19 protein-coding genes and 2 pseudogenes are annotated in these 21973 nt (G+C 39.9%); 6 read left to right on the forward strand and 15 right to left on the reverse strand.

Going from position 1 to position 21973, the window contains the following annotated elements; all coding sequences use genetic code 11:
- Positions 1–202 precede the first annotated feature (202 nt).
- The 3 genes from ACIFQM_RS07020 to ACIFQM_RS07030 all read right to left on the reverse strand — a co-directional run bounded on the left by ACIFQM_RS07020 (position 203) and on the right by ACIFQM_RS07030 (position 3339).
- Positions 203–1096, reverse strand: coding sequence for a carbohydrate ABC transporter permease (locus ACIFQM_RS07020; RefSeq protein WP_430040774.1), 894 nt, complete (start codon positions 1094–1096; stop codon positions 203–205).
- A gap of 18 nt (positions 1097–1114) precedes the next feature.
- Positions 1115–2110 (reverse strand): ABC transporter permease, encoded by a 996-nt coding sequence (locus ACIFQM_RS07025; protein ID WP_430065181.1) that lies wholly within the window; start codon positions 2108–2110, stop codon positions 1115–1117.
- A gap of 341 nt (positions 2111–2451) precedes the next feature.
- Complete coding sequence (locus tag ACIFQM_RS07030; protein ID WP_430040772.1) at positions 2452–3339, reverse strand: DMT family transporter; 888 nt, start codon at positions 3337–3339, stop codon at positions 2452–2454.
- A gap of 188 nt (positions 3340–3527) precedes the next feature.
- Between ACIFQM_RS07030 and ACIFQM_RS07035 the strand changes: the two genes are divergently transcribed.
- Positions 3528–4277 (forward strand): YdcF family protein, encoded by a 750-nt coding sequence (locus ACIFQM_RS07035; protein ID WP_430040771.1) that lies wholly within the window; start codon positions 3528–3530, stop codon positions 4275–4277.
- A 1013-nt stretch (positions 4278–5290) separates the two neighbouring features.
- Positions 5291–5583 (forward strand): annotated as a pseudogene (locus tag ACIFQM_RS07040) (transposase); the annotation flags it as partial.
- A 168-nt stretch (positions 5584–5751) separates the two neighbouring features.
- Here ACIFQM_RS07040 and ACIFQM_RS07045 read toward each other — a convergent pair.
- On the reverse strand, positions 5752–6774 hold the full coding sequence (locus tag ACIFQM_RS07045) for an MBL fold metallo-hydrolase (protein ID WP_430040770.1): 1023 nt from the start codon (positions 6772–6774) through the stop codon (positions 5752–5754).
- A gap of 165 nt (positions 6775–6939) precedes the next feature.
- On the opposite strand from ACIFQM_RS07045, the gene ACIFQM_RS07050 reads away from it, so the two are divergent.
- From ACIFQM_RS07050 to ACIFQM_RS07060, 3 genes are all read left to right on the forward strand, one after another.
- Positions 6940–7950, forward strand: coding sequence for a fumarylacetoacetate hydrolase family protein (locus tag ACIFQM_RS07050; RefSeq protein ID WP_430040769.1), 1011 nt, complete (start codon positions 6940–6942; stop codon positions 7948–7950).
- A 92-nt stretch (positions 7951–8042) separates the two neighbouring features.
- Positions 8043–8624 (forward strand): TetR/AcrR family transcriptional regulator, encoded by a 582-nt coding sequence (locus ACIFQM_RS07055; protein ID WP_430040768.1) that lies wholly within the window; start codon positions 8043–8045, stop codon positions 8622–8624.
- Positions 8625–8678: 54 nt separating this feature from the next.
- On the forward strand, positions 8679–9014 hold the full coding sequence (locus tag ACIFQM_RS07060) for an antibiotic biosynthesis monooxygenase (protein WP_404521488.1): 336 nt from the start codon (positions 8679–8681) through the stop codon (positions 9012–9014).
- Between the two features lie 384 nt (positions 9015–9398).
- Here ACIFQM_RS07060 and ACIFQM_RS07065 read toward each other — a convergent pair whose 3' ends face one another.
- Positions 9399–9869, reverse strand: a complete 471-nt coding sequence (locus ACIFQM_RS07065; protein ID WP_430040767.1) for a DUF523 domain-containing protein — start codon at positions 9867–9869, stop codon at positions 9399–9401.
- A gap of 466 nt (positions 9870–10335) precedes the next feature.
- Here ACIFQM_RS07065 and ACIFQM_RS07070 point away from each other — a divergent pair.
- Positions 10336–10539 (forward strand): annotated as a pseudogene (locus ACIFQM_RS07070) (RNA polymerase subunit sigma-70); the annotation flags it as partial.
- Here ACIFQM_RS07070 and ACIFQM_RS07075 read toward each other — a convergent pair.
- From ACIFQM_RS07075 to ACIFQM_RS07120, 10 genes are all read right to left on the reverse strand, one after another.
- A complete protein-coding gene (locus ACIFQM_RS07075; RefSeq protein WP_430040766.1) occupies positions 10495–12177 on the reverse strand; it encodes a recombinase family protein in 1683 nt (560 codons plus the stop codon). The pseudogene ACIFQM_RS07070 and the gene ACIFQM_RS07075 sit on opposite strands and share 45 nt — an antisense overlap.
- Before the next feature lie 66 nt (positions 12178–12243).
- A complete protein-coding gene (locus tag ACIFQM_RS07080; RefSeq protein WP_430040765.1) occupies positions 12244–12390 on the reverse strand; it encodes a hypothetical protein in 147 nt (48 codons plus the stop codon).
- Positions 12391–12613: 223 nt separating this feature from the next.
- Positions 12614–12826, reverse strand: a complete 213-nt coding sequence (locus ACIFQM_RS07085; protein ID WP_430040764.1) for a hypothetical protein — start codon at positions 12824–12826, stop codon at positions 12614–12616.
- A 323-nt stretch (positions 12827–13149) separates the two neighbouring features.
- On the reverse strand, positions 13150–13956 hold the full coding sequence (locus ACIFQM_RS07090; protein ID WP_354453324.1) for a hypothetical protein: 807 nt from the start codon (positions 13954–13956) through the stop codon (positions 13150–13152).
- A gap of 71 nt (positions 13957–14027) precedes the next feature.
- The gene (locus ACIFQM_RS07095; RefSeq protein ID WP_430040763.1) at positions 14028–14360 is read right to left on the reverse strand and encodes a hypothetical protein; all 333 of its coding nucleotides are present in this window, start codon (positions 14358–14360) and stop codon (positions 14028–14030) included.
- A 108-nt stretch (positions 14361–14468) separates the two neighbouring features.
- Positions 14469–14759, reverse strand: coding sequence for a hypothetical protein (locus ACIFQM_RS07100; RefSeq protein WP_354452184.1), 291 nt, complete (start codon positions 14757–14759; stop codon positions 14469–14471).
- A 553-nt stretch (positions 14760–15312) separates the two neighbouring features.
- Complete coding sequence (locus tag ACIFQM_RS07105) at positions 15313–16830, reverse strand: DEAD/DEAH box helicase family protein (RefSeq protein WP_430040762.1); 1518 nt, start codon at positions 16828–16830, stop codon at positions 15313–15315.
- 985 nt (positions 16831–17815) lie between these two features.
- On the reverse strand, positions 17816–18166 hold the full coding sequence (locus tag ACIFQM_RS07110) for a hypothetical protein (RefSeq protein WP_430040761.1): 351 nt from the start codon (positions 18164–18166) through the stop codon (positions 17816–17818).
- A complete protein-coding gene (locus tag ACIFQM_RS07115; protein ID WP_430040760.1) occupies positions 18166–19359 on the reverse strand; it encodes a WXG100 family type VII secretion target in 1194 nt (397 codons plus the stop codon). The genes ACIFQM_RS07110 and ACIFQM_RS07115 overlap by 1 nt, the downstream gene beginning before the upstream one ends.
- A gap of 495 nt (positions 19360–19854) precedes the next feature.
- Positions 19855–21273, reverse strand: a complete 1419-nt coding sequence (locus tag ACIFQM_RS07120) for a transcriptional regulator (protein WP_430065183.1) — start codon at positions 21271–21273, stop codon at positions 19855–19857.
- Positions 21274–21973: the final 700 nt, after the last annotated feature.

The raw sequence follows: 21973 nt of genomic DNA on the forward strand, positions 1-21973 counted from the left end.
TTGAAGTGGTTGCTGGTTTAAAGCCATCTATCTTTTAAAAGCCTGGAGAGTGGACGAAAATCATTCGCCTGTACTCAGCCGCGCCTTTAAAATTTGTAGGAAACGAACGTTACTAGCCCCTTAAATAAAACGCTTACAAAATATGCTTTCAGAATGGCATAACGTCAGCACGTCATGCCATCTTAGCTGATGAATGCCTACTTTAGCCTTTAACAGCACCAATGGTCAAGCCCTTGACGAAATAACGCTGAATGAACGGGTACAGCAGTAAAATCGGCCCGGTGACCACGATTGCCATTGCCATTTTGGTCGATTCGGTCGGCATATCGTTGGAGAGTGAAACGCCGGTACCTGCCCCCATTTGCGCGATAAATTGCATCGAGTTGATTACATTATACAGATAATATTGCAGCTGGTATTTATGTGGATCATTAATAAAGAGTGAAGACGAGAACCAGTCATTCCAGTATGCCAAGGCCAGAAACAAGCCCACGGTGGCAATGCCCGGCGTAGACAAAGGCAGCACAATCCGATAGTAGATTTTAAAATCACCCGCACCGTCCATTTTGGCAGACTCAAACAGCTCTTCCGGCATGGACGAACGAATGAAGTTTTTCATCAAAATGATCAGGAACGGAGTCATCAGCCCCGGGAAAATAAGCACCGTATACGTGTCGAGCAGTCCTAAATACTTCGTCAGCATAATATACCAGGGTACCAATCCGCCCCCGAACAACGTTGTAAAGTAAATATAGAACGAGAATGCGTTCCGGTATTTAAAATCTTTACGCGCCAGCACATATCCCGCCATCGTCATCAGGAACAGGCCCAGTGCCGTACCTACTACGGTTGTAAAAATGGTCACCCCATACGCCCTTAGTACCTCTTCAGGAAAGGTGAACACCGTCCGGTATCCTTCCAGCGAAAATTCCTGTGGAATAAAATGATATCCATCTCTGATAATCGACTCGTTACTGGTCAATGATGCCGAAATAATAAGTAGAAATGGTAGCAAACAAGCAATAGAAGCAATAATGATTATCACATAAGAAAGAGATTGAAAAATTCGGGTGTATACATCCTCTTTGATCGCCATCCGTTTAGGTCCTCCTTTCTAGAACAGAGCATATTCATCGTTCAGCTTGCGGATAATATAGTTCACAGTCATGATCAGTATAAAGCCGAACAAGGACTGGTACACGCCTGCCGCCGAAGCCATACCAACATCAAAGGTTACTTTCAGTGAACGGTACACATACGTGTCCAAAATATCCGTCGTATTGTACAGCACCCCATTGTTGCCAATTAATTGATAGAAGAGATCGAACTGTCCCTTCATAATACTGCCGAGCGCGAACAGCAGCAGCACAACGAACGTCGATTTGAGCATAGGCACGGTAATGTACCAGATCCGTTGAAAAATGTTGGCCCCGTCCATTTTCGCCGCCTCATAATACTCGTCACTAATGCCTGTAATGGCCGCCAAATAAATCACCATACTGTAGCCGAGATTTTTCCACAGGTAGAACAGGATAATCAGGAAAATCCATACCCACGGTTTGTTGTATACATCCACACGTTCACCGCCGATTTGCAGCAGCAGCGTATTCAGAAAGCCGTTATCATAATTAAATATGTTATACACAATAACGCTTAGAATAACGAAAGAAACAAAATAAGGCAGGAACATCACAGATTGAGCGATCTTTTTAAAGTAACGCCCCCGCAGCTCATTCAGCAAAATCGCGAGAACAATCGCTAACACGTTGCCAAATAAAATAAACGCTGCGTTGTATCCGACCGTATTCAACGTCAATTTCGTCAGCGTGCCGGATTGCCATAGAAATTGAAAATTCTGAAGTCCGACAAACTGGGCATCGAACAAGCTGGTATTGAAGTCAAACTGGGTAAATGCATAATAGATACCCACCATAGGAATGTAAGAGTTAATGAAGAAAAAGATCAAGGTCGGCAGCAGCATTAAAAATAATATCCGATTACGGAGCAGTTCATGGAAAAATCCATTTTTCCTGCCGCTCGCCAGCCTCCTCCCGTTCAGGCGGGAATCTGTCGTGAGCATAGCAGAACTCTTAGGCACAGGCTGATTCAATGTGAGTCACTCCCCATCTGTATACGTTACCAACAGCATGTTTTGCAGTACCGCCGTCGTATGACCTTATATTATGTAAGCGCATTCAAAATGAAAAGTGAAGCCTTGCGTACTTCATGAACAAAGGAGTGTCCTCAAGAGTGAACAATTCGGATATTTGTGAAGTATTGTGAGATCTAAGGCGCCTGGTAGACGCCCAAACCCCACTTATAAAGCATAATTAACCGTTTGAGGTTGCCCTTCACTATCATGTAGCTCGAAGCACAGTTCACCGTCATTTTTCTTCTGACTGATAAACTTGATGCCATCTTCCCTGAACCGTTTGACATTTTGAAGCAGGATCAAGCTTGCTGTACTACTCTCTTTCTACGATTCACCAAATAAATGCTAAGCCCGATTAATACCAGACCGATCAGCAAGAAGGCCGTAATCGCTTCGTGCAGCACCAAAGAGCTGACAAACACCGAAATAACAGGCACCAAAAACGTATAAGACGCGACTTTGCTCGCATCCCCCGAGTTCACCAGTGTGAAATACAGCAGCCAAGACAGCGAAATGCCCAACACGATACCGAACACCAGCCCGGACACATAAGGAACATTCCATACGATGTCTGACCAGCTTTCCGTCACCGTTCCGGCTCCTGTCAACACGATGCCTCCCAGCGTACATTGAAATGCGACCAGCCACAGCGAATCCACGCGCTGGTTTACCTTTTTCACATAGACGGTACCCAATGCCCAGCTCACGGCTGTAATAATAGCGATAACTACACCTGCCACAGCCACATGTCCCGAAAACCCTCCAACACTTACAGCCGCGACACCCAGAAATCCGATGACCAATCCAGTCACCTTAAGCCCGGACATCGCTTCACCCAGCCACATCCATGCAAAAATGCCGACCAATACAGGCTGGAGATACACCAGCACAGAAAACAGGCCGGACGGTACGTACATCAGCCCTACCGTTTGCAGACCATAAAACAGTACCACGTTAAAAATACTCGAAATAGCATAGACCCGCCAGTTCTCTTTCCAACGGATACGTTTCCATCTCGGCAGTAAAATCGCTCCTAACAGCAGACCTCCCAGCAACGTGCGCAACCCTGCAAACAAAAGTGGAGGTGTAAACTGCAACGCTACTTTATAGATGGGCCAAGATATGCCCCACAATACAACCAACAGCGCGATCATCATGATCCGCTTGGCTGTCGTTAACTCTCCCATGCTGCTTTCGCTCCTCTATGAAAAAATGACTAGACCTTATATTTTACTCCTATAGGACAACTTTATCAAACAAAAAATATGCATTGGAAAGCACAACTCCAGACAGAGGAATCCTGTCATTTGCCTGTGTTACAATATACCAAACCCAAAAGTAAAATAGAGATTAAAGGATAGGAGGATGTCTGCACTTGATTTATAGCATCAAATTTTTATACAGCTTCGTGCTGCCTCCCGGTTTGTTTCTCCTCGTGATGACAGGGCTTGTGATCTGGCTGTGGAAGCGTGCACGTAAGCCTGCTGTCATTCTACTCGTTGTCACACTGCTGCTGTATGGTTCCTCTACCCATTGGGCCGGAGATTTGCTAATCAGCAGTCTGGAAAAACAGTATCCACAGCCTTGTACCGTTCAAGGCGATGTCATCGTTGTGCTTGGCGGCGGAGCTACAGAGGGAACACCCGACATCAACGGACAAGGTAATCTGCTGGGTTCAGCGGCCAATCGGCTGCTCACTGCGGCACGGTTGCACGAAGCAACGGGCTTACCTATTCTGTTTTCTGGTGGACAGGTATTTGGCGACAGTGGCAACGAAGCGAATATTGCCCAAAGACAGCTTCTGGGGCTTGGTATTCCGGCAAAGGATATTCTGATCGAAAACCGTTCCCTGAACACGCAGCAAAATGCCGTGTATACGTCCCAAATTTTAAAGCAGCATCAGTTCACCAAACCCATTTTGGTGACCTCTGCCTTCCATATGCCACGTGCGGCGCTGGAATTTCAGCGTGCAGGCATGCAGGCTGTACCTTATCCGACGGACTATCTGGCAAGTGAAAACCTTTCACTATATGCCGCCAAGCTCTCCCCGTCTGCCGGAGCCATGGCTACTACTGGAACAGCTCTCAAGGAGTATCTGGGGATCCTTGCTTTGAAGCTTAAATAACCCGTGGTATGTATTTAGCGTATGTGTACACACCACAAACAAGCGCCCTCGCGCCCGTAGGTATAAACCTGTAAGCCGCCAAGGCGCTTGATTTTACCATGAATCCAAAGAAAATAAAATTGTAGACTGAGAAAATAAAGTATTAGACTGTCGTGGCCTCATTAAGCTCCCTCAATATGATTTAGTTTTCTCACTCAGGCTCATGAATTCGCAGGATTTCACCCTTAGCTAAGTGTGAGGTAAGTTTAATTAGGAGAAAAGAATGGGCTGAAGCCGTTCTCAACAAGCACTATGTAGGAAATGCTTATAGTATCGAACCATTGTTAACTCAAATTGAAGTAAGCCAATACCGAGATATAAAACTACAGTGGCTACGCAATAAGGACAATGAACCCCAGATTACCCCAATTTATTTAAAAGAAGATGTGGTTAAGAGTTTTGTTACAAAGACATCACATGAGCTTAACGACTTATATAAAGAATGGGGAATCGAGTCTCTCTAAGCAAGATATATTTGAGCTAACGGGACACGGTAGTTGAATATCACGCATTGTTGAGCAGGCGTTACAATCTGCTCTTTTTATTAAACTAACGGGCAGTTTAGTGATGGTGGCTACCGCCAAAAGTCTTGGAATCCCTTTAAAGAAGAGAAATACACTTAACATCAAATTTTGGTTATATCGATTTAGAAGAGCTCTACTAGTAAGTCATAAGTCCATCTCCATTTTTCTTCATAATCGGTTCTAAGCGCCGATTTTAATTCCGTGGAACAATTCAAAAAACGGCCGCTGTTCGCATCGTTTGCGACAGGGCCGTTTTTTATTTTTTGTACGCTAGCTTCAAATTGCTCGGCTTTTCATTTTTTGAGAGGCTGTGAAGTAGTATGACCCCTGCAAAGAACAGATTGGGTAGCAATTCGAAGCTACTTGAAGAAAACAAAACCACTCAAAACTATTAACATCTGGAAACTGATGCGAACAGCGGAACTTTTTTATGATTGTTCCACAAAAGAAATGGGACTTTGGGCGAAACAGCAACTGCGGGCCTTCATTAAGGAGAATAATTTGGTTACGGCGCAAGATGCGCAAAATGCGCTGAAGAACCTGTTTGCCGAGACGATCCAGGAGATGCTAGAGGCGGAAATGGAAACGCATCTGGGCTATGAGAAGCACGATGTGAAGGCCAAGGAGACACCAAACAGCCGGAATGGCAAAAGCAGAAAACTGTGGTCAGCGAGTACGGCGAACAAGAGATCTCCGTGCCACGCGACCGCCTCGTCGAGTTTGAGCCACTCGTGGTGAAGAAGCTCATTGTTCAGCGAAGCGACTCAGAAGCCCATTCGGTATCAGGTGAGGATCGGTTCACAGCAACCATCGACTCTCTGAGCCCTCATGATCTGATACGTACTTGCTCTTCTTCCACATCGTTCATCCGCATTCCCTGACAACGATCACTTAATAACGGCTTGCATGCACTATTTTTGCCAAACACTCATAGGGTCCCATGGCTTGATCTGATTGCCATATTTTCCGGTCAAAAAAACTTTCATGTCTTCCAGCTTAGCAGGCACCTCGTTCCAAATTGGAAGGGGTGGTAACCCTCGTTTGCTTTTCAATAGGATATCCACTGTAACATACAAGCGTTCTGGCTGAATCCAATGAAAGAAGCGGGAAATATCAATTTTCTTGGTCAGGGACAAGGAATCAATTTCGTCATTGTAATGCTTGTTGAACTCGCTGATCAGGTTCAGGAGGTAGTCTCTCTGCTCCTTCACGAAGTCCAGGCCGCAGATGGCGCCATGTCCTGGAACAACGATTTCGGGTTTAATTTCATCAATAATGCGATCAAGCACTGTAACCCAATTGAGGGTTCCCTCTTCGCTGTATGCCGTACAACCGTTAAACACGACATCGCCGGCGAACAGCACTTTTTCTTTTGGCATCCACAGCAGCAAGTCACTGTCAGAGTGGGCCGGAGCTACGTTGTAAATCATAACTTCCGTATCGCCAAGACGGATGTTGATATCGTCCTTTATCTCAATATTCGGGAGCACCCATTCTACGCCTTCCAGGTCGAATCCTTCAAATTCCGCTGCAAAAAATCGCTCGCCCGAAGTCGATTCCAGAGAATCCTTTCCTCTTCTGATGACGCTGTCCATCCAAGCGATATTTTCGGTAAGGCGCTCTCTGGACGCTTCCTTGTGCATAATAATAGAAGCATCTTCAAACATTTTGTTTCCCCAGGTATGGTCGCTGTTATAGTGCGAGTTCACCACATATGCGGGAGAGCCGCCGTTGCTTACTTCCATAAAAGCCTCCCGCATTTCCCGCGCATGGAACAAATCGAAGAACGTGTCATACACCAGCCCTTCACCCTTGTTGATGAACCCGGCATTGGCCCAACTGATGCCGCGATACGGCGAAATACCGGCAAAGACGCCATCTGCAACTTCAAAAAATTTAACACGAGGTTTTTGGATAATACGTCCATACTTCATGAAAATTCTCCTTTGCGTATATGTTTTTGGGGTAAGGCATACTGACTATGTCTTTATTATAGAGAATGGAAAACAGAAATGCAAGCATGTACTTGCATGCATTTTCTCTGTGCTATATGATAGTAACAGAACAACATCACACTACATGGATGGAGGCGCTGCAACATGAAGCTAGTAACCTTTCAAACCAAGACATCCCAGGAACCTTTGTTTGGGCTTGTAATTAACGAGAAATTTGTCGTGTCTTTTGCCGCAATCATGAAAAAGCAGGGAACATTCGTTGACAGTCTTGAATGTATGGACAGCTATCTTCATTATTTGCCGGCAAGTTATGATGCCGCTAAGGAATTGGTGCAATATGCTGTCGAACAGTCGCATCAATTCAATGAACATGAAATCTGCCCGATTGCAGCGGTAAAACTGCTGCCGCCGGTTCCGAATCCGGCTGCGCTTATCGATTTTGGGCTGACGCCAAGACATCTGAGGAATGCTGGCGCAAATCTGCTGCAAAGAGAATATACAGGGCCGGAAAGAGAAGAGCTTAAACGAAAAATTACCGAAAAATTCCAGAAAGATTCGAATAAAGTAACTTTCAGTTATTACAAGTGTAACCATAATGCATTAATTGGCGATGGGGATACGATTCATTGGCCTTCGTACACTTCCTACCTGGATATCGAGCCGGAGCTGGCCTTTGTTACAGGGAAGGGGAACTGCATTGCAGGTTATGTTATTTTTAACGACAGTACTGTCCGCGATGTGCAGTGGCCGGATTTCCAGGCGCTGACCGGACCGACGCGCTGCAAAGATTTTGATCGCAGCAAAGGAATAGGACCATTTCTGGTTACGCCGGATGAAATCGACAACCCGCTGGTACTGGATGTGGATGTACGCATCGGGGAGAGACTGCACTGGAAGGGAAGCACATCCGAGTATTCTGCACACCCTGAAAAAGTGATGGAGGAGGTTCTCAAAGTTTTCACGCCGCTCCCGGGCACGATTATAGGAATGGGGACGATACCGGATTGCTGCGCAATCGAGACCGAACAATGGCTGTTGCCCTCTGACCGAATCCAGATTACATTTGATAAATTAGGCACGCTCACGCAATTGGTGCCTGATCATGTCAAGATTACGGAACCAAGCCGCTGGGAAAAAAGAAGCGATTTTCCTTAAATAAACGTTTATGAAAATGATGAACCCCGACCCTGCTGCACATGCAAAACTTGTAGTAGAATAGGTTTAACATATACAAAAGGAGAAATACAATGCAAACTTCAGACAGAATCATTGAAGCCGCGACACGGCTCATCAAAAAGAAGGGCTATCGGGGAGTAAGCACCAAAGCCATTGCAACGGAAGCTAAAGTCAATGAATCTACGATTTTCCGGCAATTTGGAAGCAAGAAAGGCATATTGGAAGCCATCATTGAAAGACATTCGGATATCCCGCAATTTGAGAAGCTGTTAAAAGAGGACGCGACCGATAATCCGGAAGTCGATCTGCTGAATGTAAGTCAGCAGTACCGTTTGTTTTTCCATAAAAATGCGGACATCATTTTGATTGGCATCCGCGACAAAGGAATGCTACCCGAATTGGACAGAGTGCTGGCCGATCCGCCGGTGAAGCTGCACTCCTTGCTGGTTGAATATTTTGAACGCCTGCAGATGAAAAAAGTTATAGCCAGACAGGATGAGCGTCTTGCCGCCATGTCTTTTCTCTCGATGTGCTACGGATTTCAGATGAGCGAGCTGATTCACCGGCAATATCAGTCCCAACTCGTCACCGAGGAAGAGTTCTACAAGCACAGTGTCTCATTGTTTGTTAAAGGAATTTTGTCTCAGTCATAAGCTTTGTTGATTTATTTAATGATAAGTTTAAACTTATTAAGTTGGAGGATATTTATGAGTAATAATAAAGAAAACGTAATACTCTATATAAGATTTAAAATTAAAAGTGAAAAAAAGGAAGAATTCAAAGAACTATTATCTGCTAATATGAGAGTGATGGAACATGAACCAGCTTTTGTAAGTGCCGTTCTTTCAGATGATATTGATAATTCAAATGAGGTTACTCTTTTTGAAATCTGGAAAGGAACAAAGGAAAGTTGGCTAAAAGAAGAACTTCCTAAACCTTATAGAAAAACATATGAGAATAAACTTGTGGATTTAATCGATGAAAGAATAATTAGTTATCTTACACCAACGAATGAGTGGAGAACTAATTTAACAAACAAATAGATAGATTAATTAATAATTTAAAGAGTGACTTGTCTAAAAAACAGGTTGCTCTTTCTCGTTTTAAAGAAAGGACTGAAACAGAGTCTGTAAACTATATTTTGTAGTCTCCCATACCCACTCTTTCTATTGCAGCCATTATTGTGATACGTTAATTAGTTCTTACCATGCTATAATTCTGTGGATGTTATTGAACTAACGGGACACGCTAGTTTAATAAAACAGCGGTAGTCTAAGACTATATTTTCTGGTCTAAGGCTGCCGCTGTCTTTTTTGTTGGAGCCAGTCTAATACTTTATTTTCTCCTGACACCATGAGTCTTTCTTTCATGAGTACTGTGAGAGTTCAAAATCTGTATTTTATCCTACTTTCATGTCTCCGAATCCACTACATATCCTCATGCAGGAAAATTTCCGATATTTGTTCCTCCGATATCACCTTGAAGCCTTCCTTTTTCAGCAAAGCCGAGGTCACGCCATTCCCCGCTATTTTCCGGTTTTCAAATGACCCGTTATAAATGGCGGCTGATCCGCAGGATGGACTGTTTTCTTTTAAAACAATAAGTGTAGCGTTAATCTCCTTAGCTATGTTCAAAGCTTCGTATGCACCTTTAATGTACATCTCACTGACATCGTTGCCCGAGGACTCAACCACCTTGGCTTTACCGTTCAGTACATTCTCCCCCGTCCCGTCCACAATTTCAGCAGGCGGTCTCGGCGTCATAAAGCCCCCCAACAGTTCAGGACAGATGGTCATAGCCTTCTTTTCCTCTACCAACTTCTGAATATGTACGTCCAAGCTATCCGTCCCGTTATACCGCACCTTCATCCCTGCCAAACAAGAACTTACCAAAATCATCTGCTTCCACCTCATGTCCGTTGCTTTTCACAACTTAAGTCATTTAAGTATAATCAAATTTTCTCATAGAGTCATCGTACGAAAAATAAAACTTCCTTCTTCCATATCAATCAGGGTGCTTCTTCTACCGTATGACATTAAAAATGAAAAAAGCGAAGCTGCTGCCCTCTGTGTGTTCACTACAGGTTCTGCATAAACACTTTGTACGGATAAAATGGCAGCCAGCAAAAAAAACAATAAGCCCTCTTATCATTGCACACCTCCATATTCTGTTATTTGTCTATAGAATACAATTTGAAATGTGGAGGTGTGTGAAAATCTTACTTTCTATCCCCATAAATTGTTGCGGAGCAGTTTTCGGAGTACAGGCACGGATGGGCACCTGCCCACATACAATAAACAGATCACAAGCCCGGTAAGGTACCATAAACCGGTAAGTTCGCAACTACCTCAGGAGGTGTCATCCGTGCCCGGACTATTTAGCGCTATCGCTCTGTTCATCAAGGAATTGACGCTACTCGTCTCTTATGTGAAAAACAACGCTTTTCCACAGCCATTGACTGAGAAAGAGGAAGCCCGACACCTAAAGTTGTTTGCCGAAGGCAATGCGCAATCCCGCAACACACTAATTGAGCATAACCTGCGGCTGGTGGCTCATATTGTGAACAGGTTGTGTTCCAGAAACAAAGTAATTATCTTTTGAAAATCCATCCACCATTCTGTTTAGGAACCCATAGAAGGATAAGCTAAATTGTTTCTTTTCATGGTCATATCGGATTATAATTTCATCAATCAGATTTTCCACAATCCTTCTTTTTATCTCTGGTGCTAATTCATTGTTTAATACTTCCTGATATTTAGATACCATCAGTTTAATGACATCCTCAGACATCGACTGCCGATTCAATAAAGATATTTTTTCCTCAAGTCGTCCAAGCTCACCTTCGATTCTTTTTACCTCTTTATTTAAAGCGGTCATATCAGTTTCCAATTCATCCTCCTCAATAACCCCTTTCCTAAACATAAACTTTATTTTCTCTCTTTCCTTTTCCTTCTCTCCTATCTGTTTTTCGAAGATATTTTTCAAATTCATGAGTTCATCTGTAGCATGGCTATCCTTTTTGGAAAGATCATTTTTTAGGTGTTCAGGATTGTTCAGAACCTTCACAATTATTCCCCATATATACTCATCAAGAATTTCAGTTCGGATCACTGGAATATCGCACTTTTCTACCCCTTCACCATACCTCTTGGGGTATTTGTTAGCACATCTGTAAATGGGATAACTCTTCTTCTCACCGTTTTTAGCTTTACCCGGATAGCTTGTTGCTTCCCACACACGTCCACAGTGACTACACTTGATTAACGATCTTAACAAATAATGGTGCTTAACATTCCGACCTGTACGTGTAAAATTAGTTCGCTTCTTTTTCTGGGCAAGTTCAAAAGTTCCCAAATCAATTAATGGAGGCACATCTACACTTATCCATTCTTCCTTATTCCTTATAGTGTAAGTCTTTTTAGCTTTACCTGATGCTGTTTTTTCACCTTTAATCTTCTTCGTTGATCTGCGGTTATAGTAATATTTACCGATATAAATTTCTGAAGTCAGGACGCGACCAATAGAACTGGCACTCCACTGCTTACTTTCTGCTCGTTTAGGAACAGCGCCCATCAAATATAAGTTCTCACCAATCTGCTTCATCGTTTTGGAATCATGAACATACCAATGATAGACAAGTTGAACGAATTTAGCTTCCTCTTCATTGATTATAAGCTGACCCTCAACAAGATCATATCCATAAGGTGCTACACGCATTGGCATAATTTTTTTGTCTTTTTCAACTGCTCTGAGCCTACCACGCACAGTACGCTTTTTAATTAGGGATAACTCATACTGAGCAATAGACGACATCATGTTAAAAAACAACTGGCCTTCAGGTGTGTTTTTATATTCTGTATCTACGAAAATAAGCTCTACATCATGTTTTTCAAGCTCGCGGCAAATAATGAGTTTGTCGGTCAGATCTCTTGTCAGCCTGTCGGGATGCGTCACAATTAGCGATTTGATTTTACCTAGCTTAATGTCTTGCATCAAACGGTTAAGAGCAGGACGATCAATGTCCTCCCCTGTAAACCCTTCTTCTTGATAGACCTGTAGAGTATTTTCCTGAATTCCTAATTTACGTGCCTTATTAAAACAGATCTCCACTTGACCTTCCAAACTTGTACCCTCGGAAGCTTGCATTCCTGTAGATACTCTTGGATAAATAGCCGTTATGTAAGCATTCAATTGTCTACACCTCACTTTGTTTTGTGTTCATTATAAATCCTATGCTCATTACTGTATATAAATAAAGAAAAAACGATGCTGTTACACATCGTCTTCTCTTTTTGTTGATTGATTACTTATTTGTTCAAGTATAATTTCTAGGATATTCTGCAATGGTTTATCATTATTTATGTATTGGTCTGATACTGGATTAAAAACAGGGACAAAGGTGAATTCATTCTTCTTCATTGTTATACACCACCCGTCTTTAAGCTCACATGGATAGTGTATGAACGATGAGATTGTCCCTATGTCACGGCTACATCCTTGAATAATCCGATGTATAAATATCACATTCCTCTAAGCTATGTATTTTTGTCAAAATGCTTACTATGTGTTGCTATATGTATAATTCAAGCGTTCTATTTTCAATTCTAAGGCTTCCTAACTTGCTACCCCAACTCTTTCAATCCTAACCGTAAACACGCTTTAAAATCACTTCTAGCTCGTCTGAGCAGTAATAATTGTCTAGAAACGTCCTAACAACTTCATATGGATAATCTTCATCCATTATGGCTGTCATAATGAATCTTTTTGGCTCTATATGTATTCCATCTGTACTCAATTGACCTGCTACAATAGCATATTCGTTTATAAGGTCTTGCAGAGTTGTCTGTCTACTCAAATTATCTGCCTCCATGTAAAATGTTGATTTTATAAACTATCCGTTGAAAACTAACCAGAGGAATCCATACATTAAAGCGATTAGTCCTATAATACCGAACAAGCAAAAAAGTAAAAGCATAAGAACAAATTTTTTACCTTCCATAATAATCACCTCATTATAGAATATAAAACCTGTAGAAGAAGTCGGCTACGATCCAATCAATTTTACATAATAAAGGAATATGTAAAAGGATACTATAGATTGTTGTATCCAAACATGCTAACTAATCAAGCGGATTACCTCCCAATGTATCAAATCCATAGATATAAGCTTTTGTCTACTTAAACCAATCTTAAATTCGGCTTATTCGGTGTCATATCCACAATGTTTCCAAACTCATCCACTTTACTTGTAAATGATGGTAAGGGTTCACCAATGATCTCCTGAACCATATCCAAAACATCAAAGCCCTGTTGTTTCATCACCTTAATACATTCGTGCATCAGGTATCCCGATACTGCACGGTCATTCAATAGAACACTGTCTGTAGCAGCAAAATCTAAGAATGCAGCTCCATCAATTACATCTGGTAAATCATTGATTGCTTCAATCGTCCCTTTATAGTTCACTCTGCTCCAATCGTCCTTCACTTTATCCCGATTGAAGGAGAACAATCCAAGGAATTCGTCTTTTGTCAACGGACACATATCAAAGAAGATTGTGTAATGTCGCAAATTTGGATAGTTCATTTCAAACCCTTCTTTTAAGCTGGAATCAATATCGAGCATCATAGCCTTCTTCGACTGATAGTCATTTTTTATATGTTTCGTTGCTTTATCCAGATTATCGCGCATATATGTACATATACTTTTGGCTTCATTTGAAGCCTTTCTAAAAACTGTTTCATACTCATTAATCTTATTAATCATGTTATTCAAACAGACAATAGCGTTAGTCGTCTTTACTTTGGGTATTTTAGATGATTCATCAGTAATCAATTCTATGGCTTCCTTAGATATTCTGAGCAAAGCCGATTTAGACAGGATGAACTCTTTATCCTCCTTTAAATCTTCGTAGGCGCTGATCATTCGCATCATACAGTCATCAAGCTCGTTGAGCTTTTGTTTGATTTCAAAATTTTTGTTCATTTAATATTTCTCCCTTGATATGTATTGGTATAACCGATCTATTACTGGCCTTTACTTCTCAACCTAGTAAATTACTGTCTACAATATTTATTCATTAAATCTAAGTAGTCATCTATAAGCTTTTCTTGTTGATCAATATATTTATCAAAAACTCCTGTGAAATTCTCCAAGTCGCTTAGGGTTAAATTTAAATCAATAGAATTATTAATCATCTTCTTCAATTGAACTGTCATGCTTTCTGCCACTTGTTTCCCTTTGTTGCGTAGCATTTGCAATTCATCATTAATGGAAAAGTCCACCTTTTGCATAACATCTTCTGTTTTTTCAATAGTTTTCAATAATCTTTCGTAAATTACACCTGCATCGACCTGCATTTTAACAGGAATTTTTATTGAACTATTCATTTAATCGCTCCTTTTTATATGTACTATTTTATATAATTCCAGCTTTACTTCATGTGAAGACAATCCAACACTAGCTCAATCCACATCACCCCTTTCAAGCCACTTCGTTCAATGAACAATGGTTTGCGAATGTACACCCTCAATTTCGCTGATTTTCAAACTAGCCATGTCAAGGCTAGAGCGCATTGAATTTAGCCTTTTAGTGGTATCATCGGTTATTTCTTTAACATCACTAATATGCGCTCTTGTCATAGCTTGAATAGTATTTTTGACCTCCTCTACATATTCCCTAATCATCTGCTGGCTCTTCTTTGTCTTAAAATGAGAACTGCACATCAAATCGACGCCCTTTTCAAGTACTTTTTCAGCGTTATCAAAAGCCTCATTGAATTTATTCATCTCATATTTTCTCCTCGTATATGTATTTATTGTAATTCTGAGCTATTTTACTGGCTCCTACTTTAAGTCTATGACAAAGGTTGCAAATCGTTAAGGTGAGTTATACTTTTTATTTCCTGTGCCTTCATCATCTAATTAGAAATGTATCTAATTAATTTATTCAAACAATCTACTTGCTTATATTGTAATCATTACATGGATTAGCTTCTGATTCAGGTTCAAATATCTAAATTACAGACAGTCACAAGTGACTGGATGACGTAGCAATAGCGTAGCGCTTGCGGAGATTCTTTTGACCTTAATCTTTAATGCTTTTAAGTGCAAGGGAAACTCATGGTAAATAAAACTATTTCGCTACGCTACATAGTAGTATTTCCAGTCACCGTTTCCCCTCTTGCCTACGGCAATTCACCCCTATGCTCCTAATTTTGATTTTTTTGATTTGATGTATGATTTGGACGCACAAAAAGCTATATAAACAAAGGATTATTTATCAATTTTGTGGTTTGAGGGTATCTATATAGGTATTTTTCCACCGTTTGGACGCAACATATTAGTCAAAAACCATATGTTTAGCCAATATCCAGTACCTTTTGTTATAGTTTGGATTAGCTTCACCGTTGTCTAATCGTCTTCTTCTGTCCTTGTTCGTTTTAGAATCATTATTGATATTATATGGTAAACTGTTCTTCTGAAAATAAATATTTAACTGTTCAACATCTTTCTGTCGTCTTCTTCTTCCATCATGTAAATCAACTTTTTTAATTAGCTCTGCTTGTTCTTCCTTGTATAAACGTTTACCGACAATAGTATCTAAGTAATCAGTAATATCAGCCTTTTCATATGTATCATCCAATATTGTATATGTATCTTGTTGGAGCTTTACTTTTATGTAGTTCATATATCCATCTTCTTCACTGACCACTTTTTCAAAAAACTGCTTGTCATAGATTTCTTTAAAGAACATCAAATCATTGATAGCTTTATCATATCCAACTTCATTATTTACTGGACGGTCATATACAATACGATTAGGCTGTTTCCTATACTTCTCCACATAGTTTGATGTTCCATGTTCTTGTAGGTATAAGGCAGGTTCGATCTGTTTGTCACAGTCTCTGATCAGTTTGTTCAACATTTTATTCGAGATATTTTTGATGATTACAATGACTTTATCTGAATGGTCGATGATCCTCTTCCTACCTAAGCACTGAATCAGAACGTCTATATCCATAATATCGACAATCACATACTTGATTAGTTTATCCTTTAGATTGATGCCATTGTCTAGGGTAGATGTGCTGAATACAAACTGTTCGTCAAACTTTTCATCAATCAGCATCTTACTAACCTTTTCTTTGTCCATGTGCTTTTTCTCTGGAGCGCTTCCAGAAGGAGAACAGACAAACATAGAGTTTTTAAATGTATCATGTAGTTTGAACGCCTTAGCTGAACTTTTAGTGAAACAGATCGCTTTGTGATTCTTGGGTATTTGACGTAGAAACTTTTCCAACACTTTGTCATTCTGATAGAAAATCATTTCCTTGATGTGACTGTAATCATGAGGAATAGAATAACTTTCGTGTTTTATATTTTTATACTTTAAGAATGCAATCATTGCATCAGCAGTTGCAGACATACATATTCTTATCTTACTTTTCTCATTGATCATCGCATAGAATGAATCTTCTGTGTTTTTATTGTATCTTGACTCAGTTAGAAAGTAATGAAACTCGTCACACACTATGTACTTATAGTCTGCTTTGACAATCGCACTATTTTTTTGTAGCTCCCATTCATACTTTTGATACAAGATAATTGTGATTACATCTGACTTGCCATCCCGTCTAATTTCCTCTCGAAACTGTTCATTTAGCCTAGTCCGATTGAGGAAGAAAAGAATCCTAGCCCTCTCCTTCTTCGCTATGGGATAGAGTTCATTTTTTATAAAGTGACTTTTACCCACACCCGTACCAGCTTCGATTGTTATAATGTCTCCACGTTGCCATTTATGGATATGTTCAGTTAGTACATCTGAAACAGTAATCCTTTTCTTTGTTGATTGTGTCAAAATTTCTCCTTTCTGCTCAGCACATAAGTATCTTCAGTTAAAGATAAATGGACAATTTACACTAACTAATGACGTTGCACCTATAGAAATATAGACTACTCCCGTTACTTTTATCTATTCCTCAAAAAAGCATACAACTAAAAAAACTTTCAATCTTGATTAGACAAATCAGCTTGACATTATGCTCCACATCATAAAATCAATTTCATTCGTCTAAACAGACTTATAGTCCTGTTATAATTTCGAGCAAATTAAATAATACTCACGCAACTGAGCGTGAACGTCGACAACGATAAAATTATCTTAAACGAAAGATAACCTCACCTATGCAAGTACTATAATTTGGATTGTCAAAGATCGAATAAATTCAAGAGACAGACTTCACTCTAGGAAGTTGTGTCCCCGTAACACTCCCTCCGTTTTCACATTGTATTTTATTTACTCAAATTACTTTCTGGGTATTACTTTTAATTTAGTTGCTCACTTCTGCTTTTGAAACAAAATCAAAGTTATATGTATAGTCTTTGTAATTCTTCAACTAGCATTTAACAAAATCACTTTGTTTTCCCTTTCTTTTTATTATTTTATCTCCATTACTATTCCAGTATAGCATATATTCCACCAGAGTCAACCCCTTCCTTTTATTTATTTTTCAGCCATGCTTATTTGTAGTCGCTGAAATATGTATATATAAAGGAAGCGAAAAATTCGAGTCGCTATTATTCGGGCAAATTGATCCTAATCCATCCGTTTTCACCAATCGACTCAGCTACATCCTTATGTATAGACTTCTTTGGCCTGCCCAATCACAACAATTTGCCACGGTGGATATTGGAGCATGGTGAGTTAAATTTGACGCACCTTCGTTTGAAGCAAGGTGTATGCAAATATCATCCCCCTTTATTCTGATTGGACAACTATAAAAAAGCTCACTCCCATTAAAAGGAGCAAGCTTAAAAATTTCTGTATGGCGCTGTAATGCAACTTAATTATCTTCATCCTTAAAAATAGCTTCGAACTCTTCATCTGTGTAATTCCTATTGCTGGGTACATGATAACGCTGAGGAAGTCCATTATGATCCAGTATGTGATCAACAACCCCTTCTCTATCCGAAACAACAAAAGTGATCTCATCATCACCTTCATAGCTCTTTGGAGTGATATCAGCCAAAACTAACCAAGCAGCTCCCTCAATCTTGTAGAATTCCGAGTAAAACTTTACGGACTTTTCAATGTCATCATGTATGACTCCATATAACTTATATTTTTCTTGATAGTCCTGAGCTATTTTTTTAGCTTGATTAGCTGTTAATTTAGTGTTCACTTTTTCGTCCATTATTCTTCATATCCTTTCCAACTAGGTAGAGGCCACTGTCCCTTTCTCAACTTGTAAATATATCTCTGTGCTTCGTATATTTCTGAGGAGTTAAATTTGTCTTTACTTTTCATGATTTCATTATAAACATATTCTTCTTTTTCTATAGTCGATAACTTCATATATTTTTCTCTTCCCAGTTCTCCAAAGTGTTTTGCATGATAAGATTCGTGAATCGCACTTAAGTAGGAAGCATCAGGTCGTAACACAATCTGTCCTGTACTGGGATTAAAGCCACCTACAGCTTTTTCGGGAAGTATAGCCCCCTTTTTATCAATCAAAACCTTTACATCAATATCATTCATTTCTTTTTTAAAACCTTTCATTTCACTGACATTCATAATTTTCAGTCCATCTGGCGTTATCCTTCTCTGACCACTTACAGGCATCTCTTCCCACGATTTTAAATCTAAATCGTGACCTTTGGGAAATGGTCTTACCTCACCGTTAAACTTGATTGTATTACCAATCCCAAGTTTAGGCTTGATTATTGAACTAACTCCACCCACCATTCCTGCTGTACCGATCATATTAGCCCAGTGTTCCTTTGACCAGGCATCATTGGGATTAAATGCCCCCTGAATCATACCCGTTACTCCAAATGTACCGAAATTGAGCATGTCATTCCACGAATCGTTTTGTTTGGCTGCTCGTTCCATATATCCTTCATACATTCCTTTCGGAATACCATAGGACATATAATCTAGGAAGCTCCAAACTGAATCAAATTTTTTCTCATAGCGTACTGAGTTAGCGTCTACAAAATCCTGACCTAGTTCAGTTAAGCTATCTGCCGATTTCTGAAACGCATTCCGTGTATCTGGAGCAGGAACAGCACATGAATTAGGTGGAGGCGGTAAACAACTCGTGTCAATATTACCCCCTTCCATTAGATCGGCTAATCTGAATTTATCTGCATGGTGACGTAACTCCCTAGCAATAGAATCCGTCAGGGTAACAAAGTCATTCATATTCTTCTGAGAGGTCTGGAAGGAATAGTAAAAGTGCTCCTTAGTCAGTCCTTCCCACAATTGCCCCATAGATGAAATTTGTTGTACTAAATTACTATTCATTTGAGTTGCCGTTTGCTGTGCTAACTCAAATTTCTTAGAAATGGATATAAGTTGTTCGGGTGTCACTTTAATAGTTGTCATAGTTTACCTCTAGTCATGAGTTCGTTATGACATAGTAACATTATTCCGATTTATGGAAAACTAACTTAATTCCTAATTGTTATGTGAAGGACTAACCTTTCTACCTACGTCTAAAGACTTAAATCATAGCCATATCCTGTAATTCAGGGATGAGTGTCAGGAGTTTTTTTTATAGTTATGTAGCTGTTGCTTTGTGATACCAAGTTCCTGTGCAATATCCTCTTGGGTTTTTTGCTGAGCAAAATAATTTTGGTCAGTAATTCCATATGTGTGTTGATTACTTATATATATATAAAAACACTCCTTAGAATTTTATCGGCTAAACCTGCGTTGGGTTTCTCCAATATCCGTTTTAGGGAGTGTATTTTTGTTAAGATGGGCTTTATATCTTTCCTCATTCATTTGAAATGTTAAGCGCCTCCATGTTGATCGTAAAGCACGATATTCTGGTGTTGGCTATGAGTCTGAACAGGTACAATCACGATAAACAAAAAACTAGTTGCGACGATCAATAGTACCATTTTTCTTAACATCATCTATCCACACCCTTTCAATAAATTTTAAATAAGTTGCCTTAGTTTCGGGTACTACATAGACTCGATAACGTTCAAACAGCACCATACATTTTTTAAAATAAGTCTCATTATTTAGTATATGATATTTCTCCATTGAATACATCAAATGTTTAAAGCCATCACTGTACATCCCCCAATACAAATAATAATAAGCCAATTCGTATCCCAGACGTGCAAACTGTTCTGGAATCACTTGTTGAGTATACACATCATTAGATTGAGGCAATTGCAAAAGTGAGTTAATATCCGTTTCAAAACGCTGAAGTATATCATTTACGTCTATCTGGTATCGGTTTGCCATCATCATAATGTTTAACAGTTGGGTGACCATATCTTGGTCAGTTGTATCTGACGATGCACCAATATATTCTACATAATCATATAAGGCGTTTATATCTCCAGATAAAACCTTGTTCACGATAACGTTAGCTTGCGCCCAATGTTTAAACAAGCTAATCCAATATTTAGCATCTTCGTCCTTCTCTTTGACCCAACTTAAATCAGCATAGGCGTATGTATATTGTAGAGCCTGTTCATAATCTTCCCGTGATTCACATACACCTGCACATAATAAATCTGCATAGCTAATGTACACAAACATGGGACGACTCAGCTTCTTTTCAGACTCATTACGCTCTCGACTCTTCTGTTGATGCTTCATCGAATATTGGATTTCCGCTTTTCCTCTCATTTTCCTTGCCATTTCATCCACCTTATCCCATTCACGTAAAGAACGATATACATTCGCCAAATCCTTTAACGCATCAAGTTGTACTACTTCGTCCAACCGTTCAACAAAATCCTCAAATCGTGTAGCTGCCTTGAGATTTCGGTTTTGATCGTCTCCAACCTGAATCGTGAACATGCGATATTGACAGATTGCCAAGTTTTCAGAATGTTGGTACTTCTCACCTTCAGCGATGTTCTCGTATAGGTAAGCCGCTGCTTCATTATAACCTTCTTCATAACAATCCTCGGCTAATTCAAAGAGATAATGGAGATAGTTCGGTTTATCCAGTAGTATGCTTACTACTTTTTGCAAACAGTCTACGCGCCGAAACTGCACACAGCGATACAAGAAAGGGCTAATTCTTTTCCAGTTTAGCGGTTCTTCCATAATGCACTCTTCAACATACAGTTCATAAAAATGATCCGGTGGTAAATCCATTCCTAACGTGATTCGATCCAATTGGTGCATCGAAATGGTACGATTGCCCGTTACAATACCGCTCACTGTACCCGGATTCATACCAGCGATGTGTCCAAACTTGGTCATACTCAATCCTTTCCGTCTCAGGTAGGTTTGAATTTCTGTGCGTATCGTGGGTGTGATTTTCATGGATAAGCCACCCTTTCAGCATAAAATCGTCATATGATGCATAGTTAAATAAATTATGTAATTGAGAAACAAGTAGTAGAATAGATTTGTTTTATTGCTCTTGATTATACCATCTTCTGGAACAAAATCATATACCTCTCAGATATTTACTTAAGATACCTTTTTGGATAGTTTGCAAAGATTTCTTGATTAAGGGTATCATCATTTCGCCAAGCGACTTGTTCTTTACTTGATAATCTATAGTAGAAAATAGCGGTACTACTCAAGCCATGCAAAGTTACCTGATTGAACATTGATACTCATGTTCCTTTGTAATCTATCGGTATATTCACCTTAAAATTGATGTGTGGAGCAGTCGAACAACTAACCACAATTTGCGTATGGTATTGAGTCGAAAAATAGGCTAAGTCGGGGAGTGGAAGTGCTAGGGGCATATTTGTGGAAATTGAAAGGTAATTTGATTTTAAATACCCCCGGTATCTACAACATTGGATAAATTTTGAATATATTATAATTCGCTACTTAAATTCCCCGGCATCGGAGAAATTTGTTCATAAGCTTAATCACCGTAAGCAAAATAACTTCAGTGTGTAGCTGGATGTACTAGGGGCAATTTTGGAAATTAAATAGGTGTTTTAGGTGTAAATACACCCCCCTCATTTTAATTGAATAACAATATATCACGTCTGTTGATTAACCA

The sequence above is a fragment of the Paenibacillus sp. NRS-1782 genome, from assembly GCF_050467685.1.
GTDB lineage: Bacteria > Bacillota > Bacilli > Paenibacillales > Paenibacillaceae > Paenibacillus > Paenibacillus terrae_A.

Excerpts from the sequence above, each read along its gene's own strand:
- ACIFQM_RS07115 (WP_430040760.1), bottom strand. The coding sequence starts at position 19,359 with ATGACAACTATTAAAGTGACACCCGAACAACTTATATCCATTTCTAAG.
- ACIFQM_RS07065 (WP_430040767.1), bottom strand. The coding sequence starts at position 9,869 with ATGATTTTGGTAAGTTCTTGTTTGGCAGGGATGAAGGTGCGGTATAAC.
- ACIFQM_RS07060 (WP_404521488.1), top strand. The coding sequence starts at position 8,679 with ATGAGTAATAATAAAGAAAACGTAATACTCTATATAAGATTTAAAATT.
- ACIFQM_RS07050 (WP_430040769.1), top strand. The coding sequence starts at position 6,940 with ATGAAGCTAGTAACCTTTCAAACCAAGACATCCCAGGAACCTTTGTTT.
- ACIFQM_RS07090 (WP_354453324.1), bottom strand. The coding sequence starts at position 13,956 with ATGAACAAAAATTTTGAAATCAAACAAAAGCTCAACGAGCTTGATGAC.
- ACIFQM_RS07020 (WP_430040774.1), bottom strand. The coding sequence starts at position 1,096 with ATGGCGATCAAAGAGGATGTATACACCCGAATTTTTCAATCTCTTTCT.
- ACIFQM_RS07110 (WP_430040761.1), bottom strand. The coding sequence starts at position 18,166 with ATGGACGAAAAAGTGAACACTAAATTAACAGCTAATCAAGCTAAAAAA.
- ACIFQM_RS07095 (WP_430040763.1), bottom strand. The coding sequence starts at position 14,360 with ATGAATAGTTCAATAAAAATTCCTGTTAAAATGCAGGTCGATGCAGGT.
- ACIFQM_RS07055 (WP_430040768.1), top strand. The coding sequence starts at position 8,043 with ATGCAAACTTCAGACAGAATCATTGAAGCCGCGACACGGCTCATCAAA.
- ACIFQM_RS07100 (WP_354452184.1), bottom strand. The coding sequence starts at position 14,759 with ATGAATAAATTCAATGAGGCTTTTGATAACGCTGAAAAAGTACTTGAA.
- ACIFQM_RS07030 (WP_430040772.1), bottom strand. The coding sequence starts at position 3,339 with ATGGGAGAGTTAACGACAGCCAAGCGGATCATGATGATCGCGCTGTTG.
- ACIFQM_RS07045 (WP_430040770.1), bottom strand. The coding sequence starts at position 6,774 with ATGAAGTATGGACGTATTATCCAAAAACCTCGTGTTAAATTTTTTGAA.
- ACIFQM_RS07120 (WP_430065183.1), bottom strand. The coding sequence starts at position 21,273 with ATGAAAATCACACCCACGATACGCACAGAAATTCAAACCTACCTGAGA.
- ACIFQM_RS07080 (WP_430040765.1), bottom strand. The coding sequence starts at position 12,390 with ATGAAGAAGAATGAATTCACCTTTGTCCCTGTTTTTAATCCAGTATCA.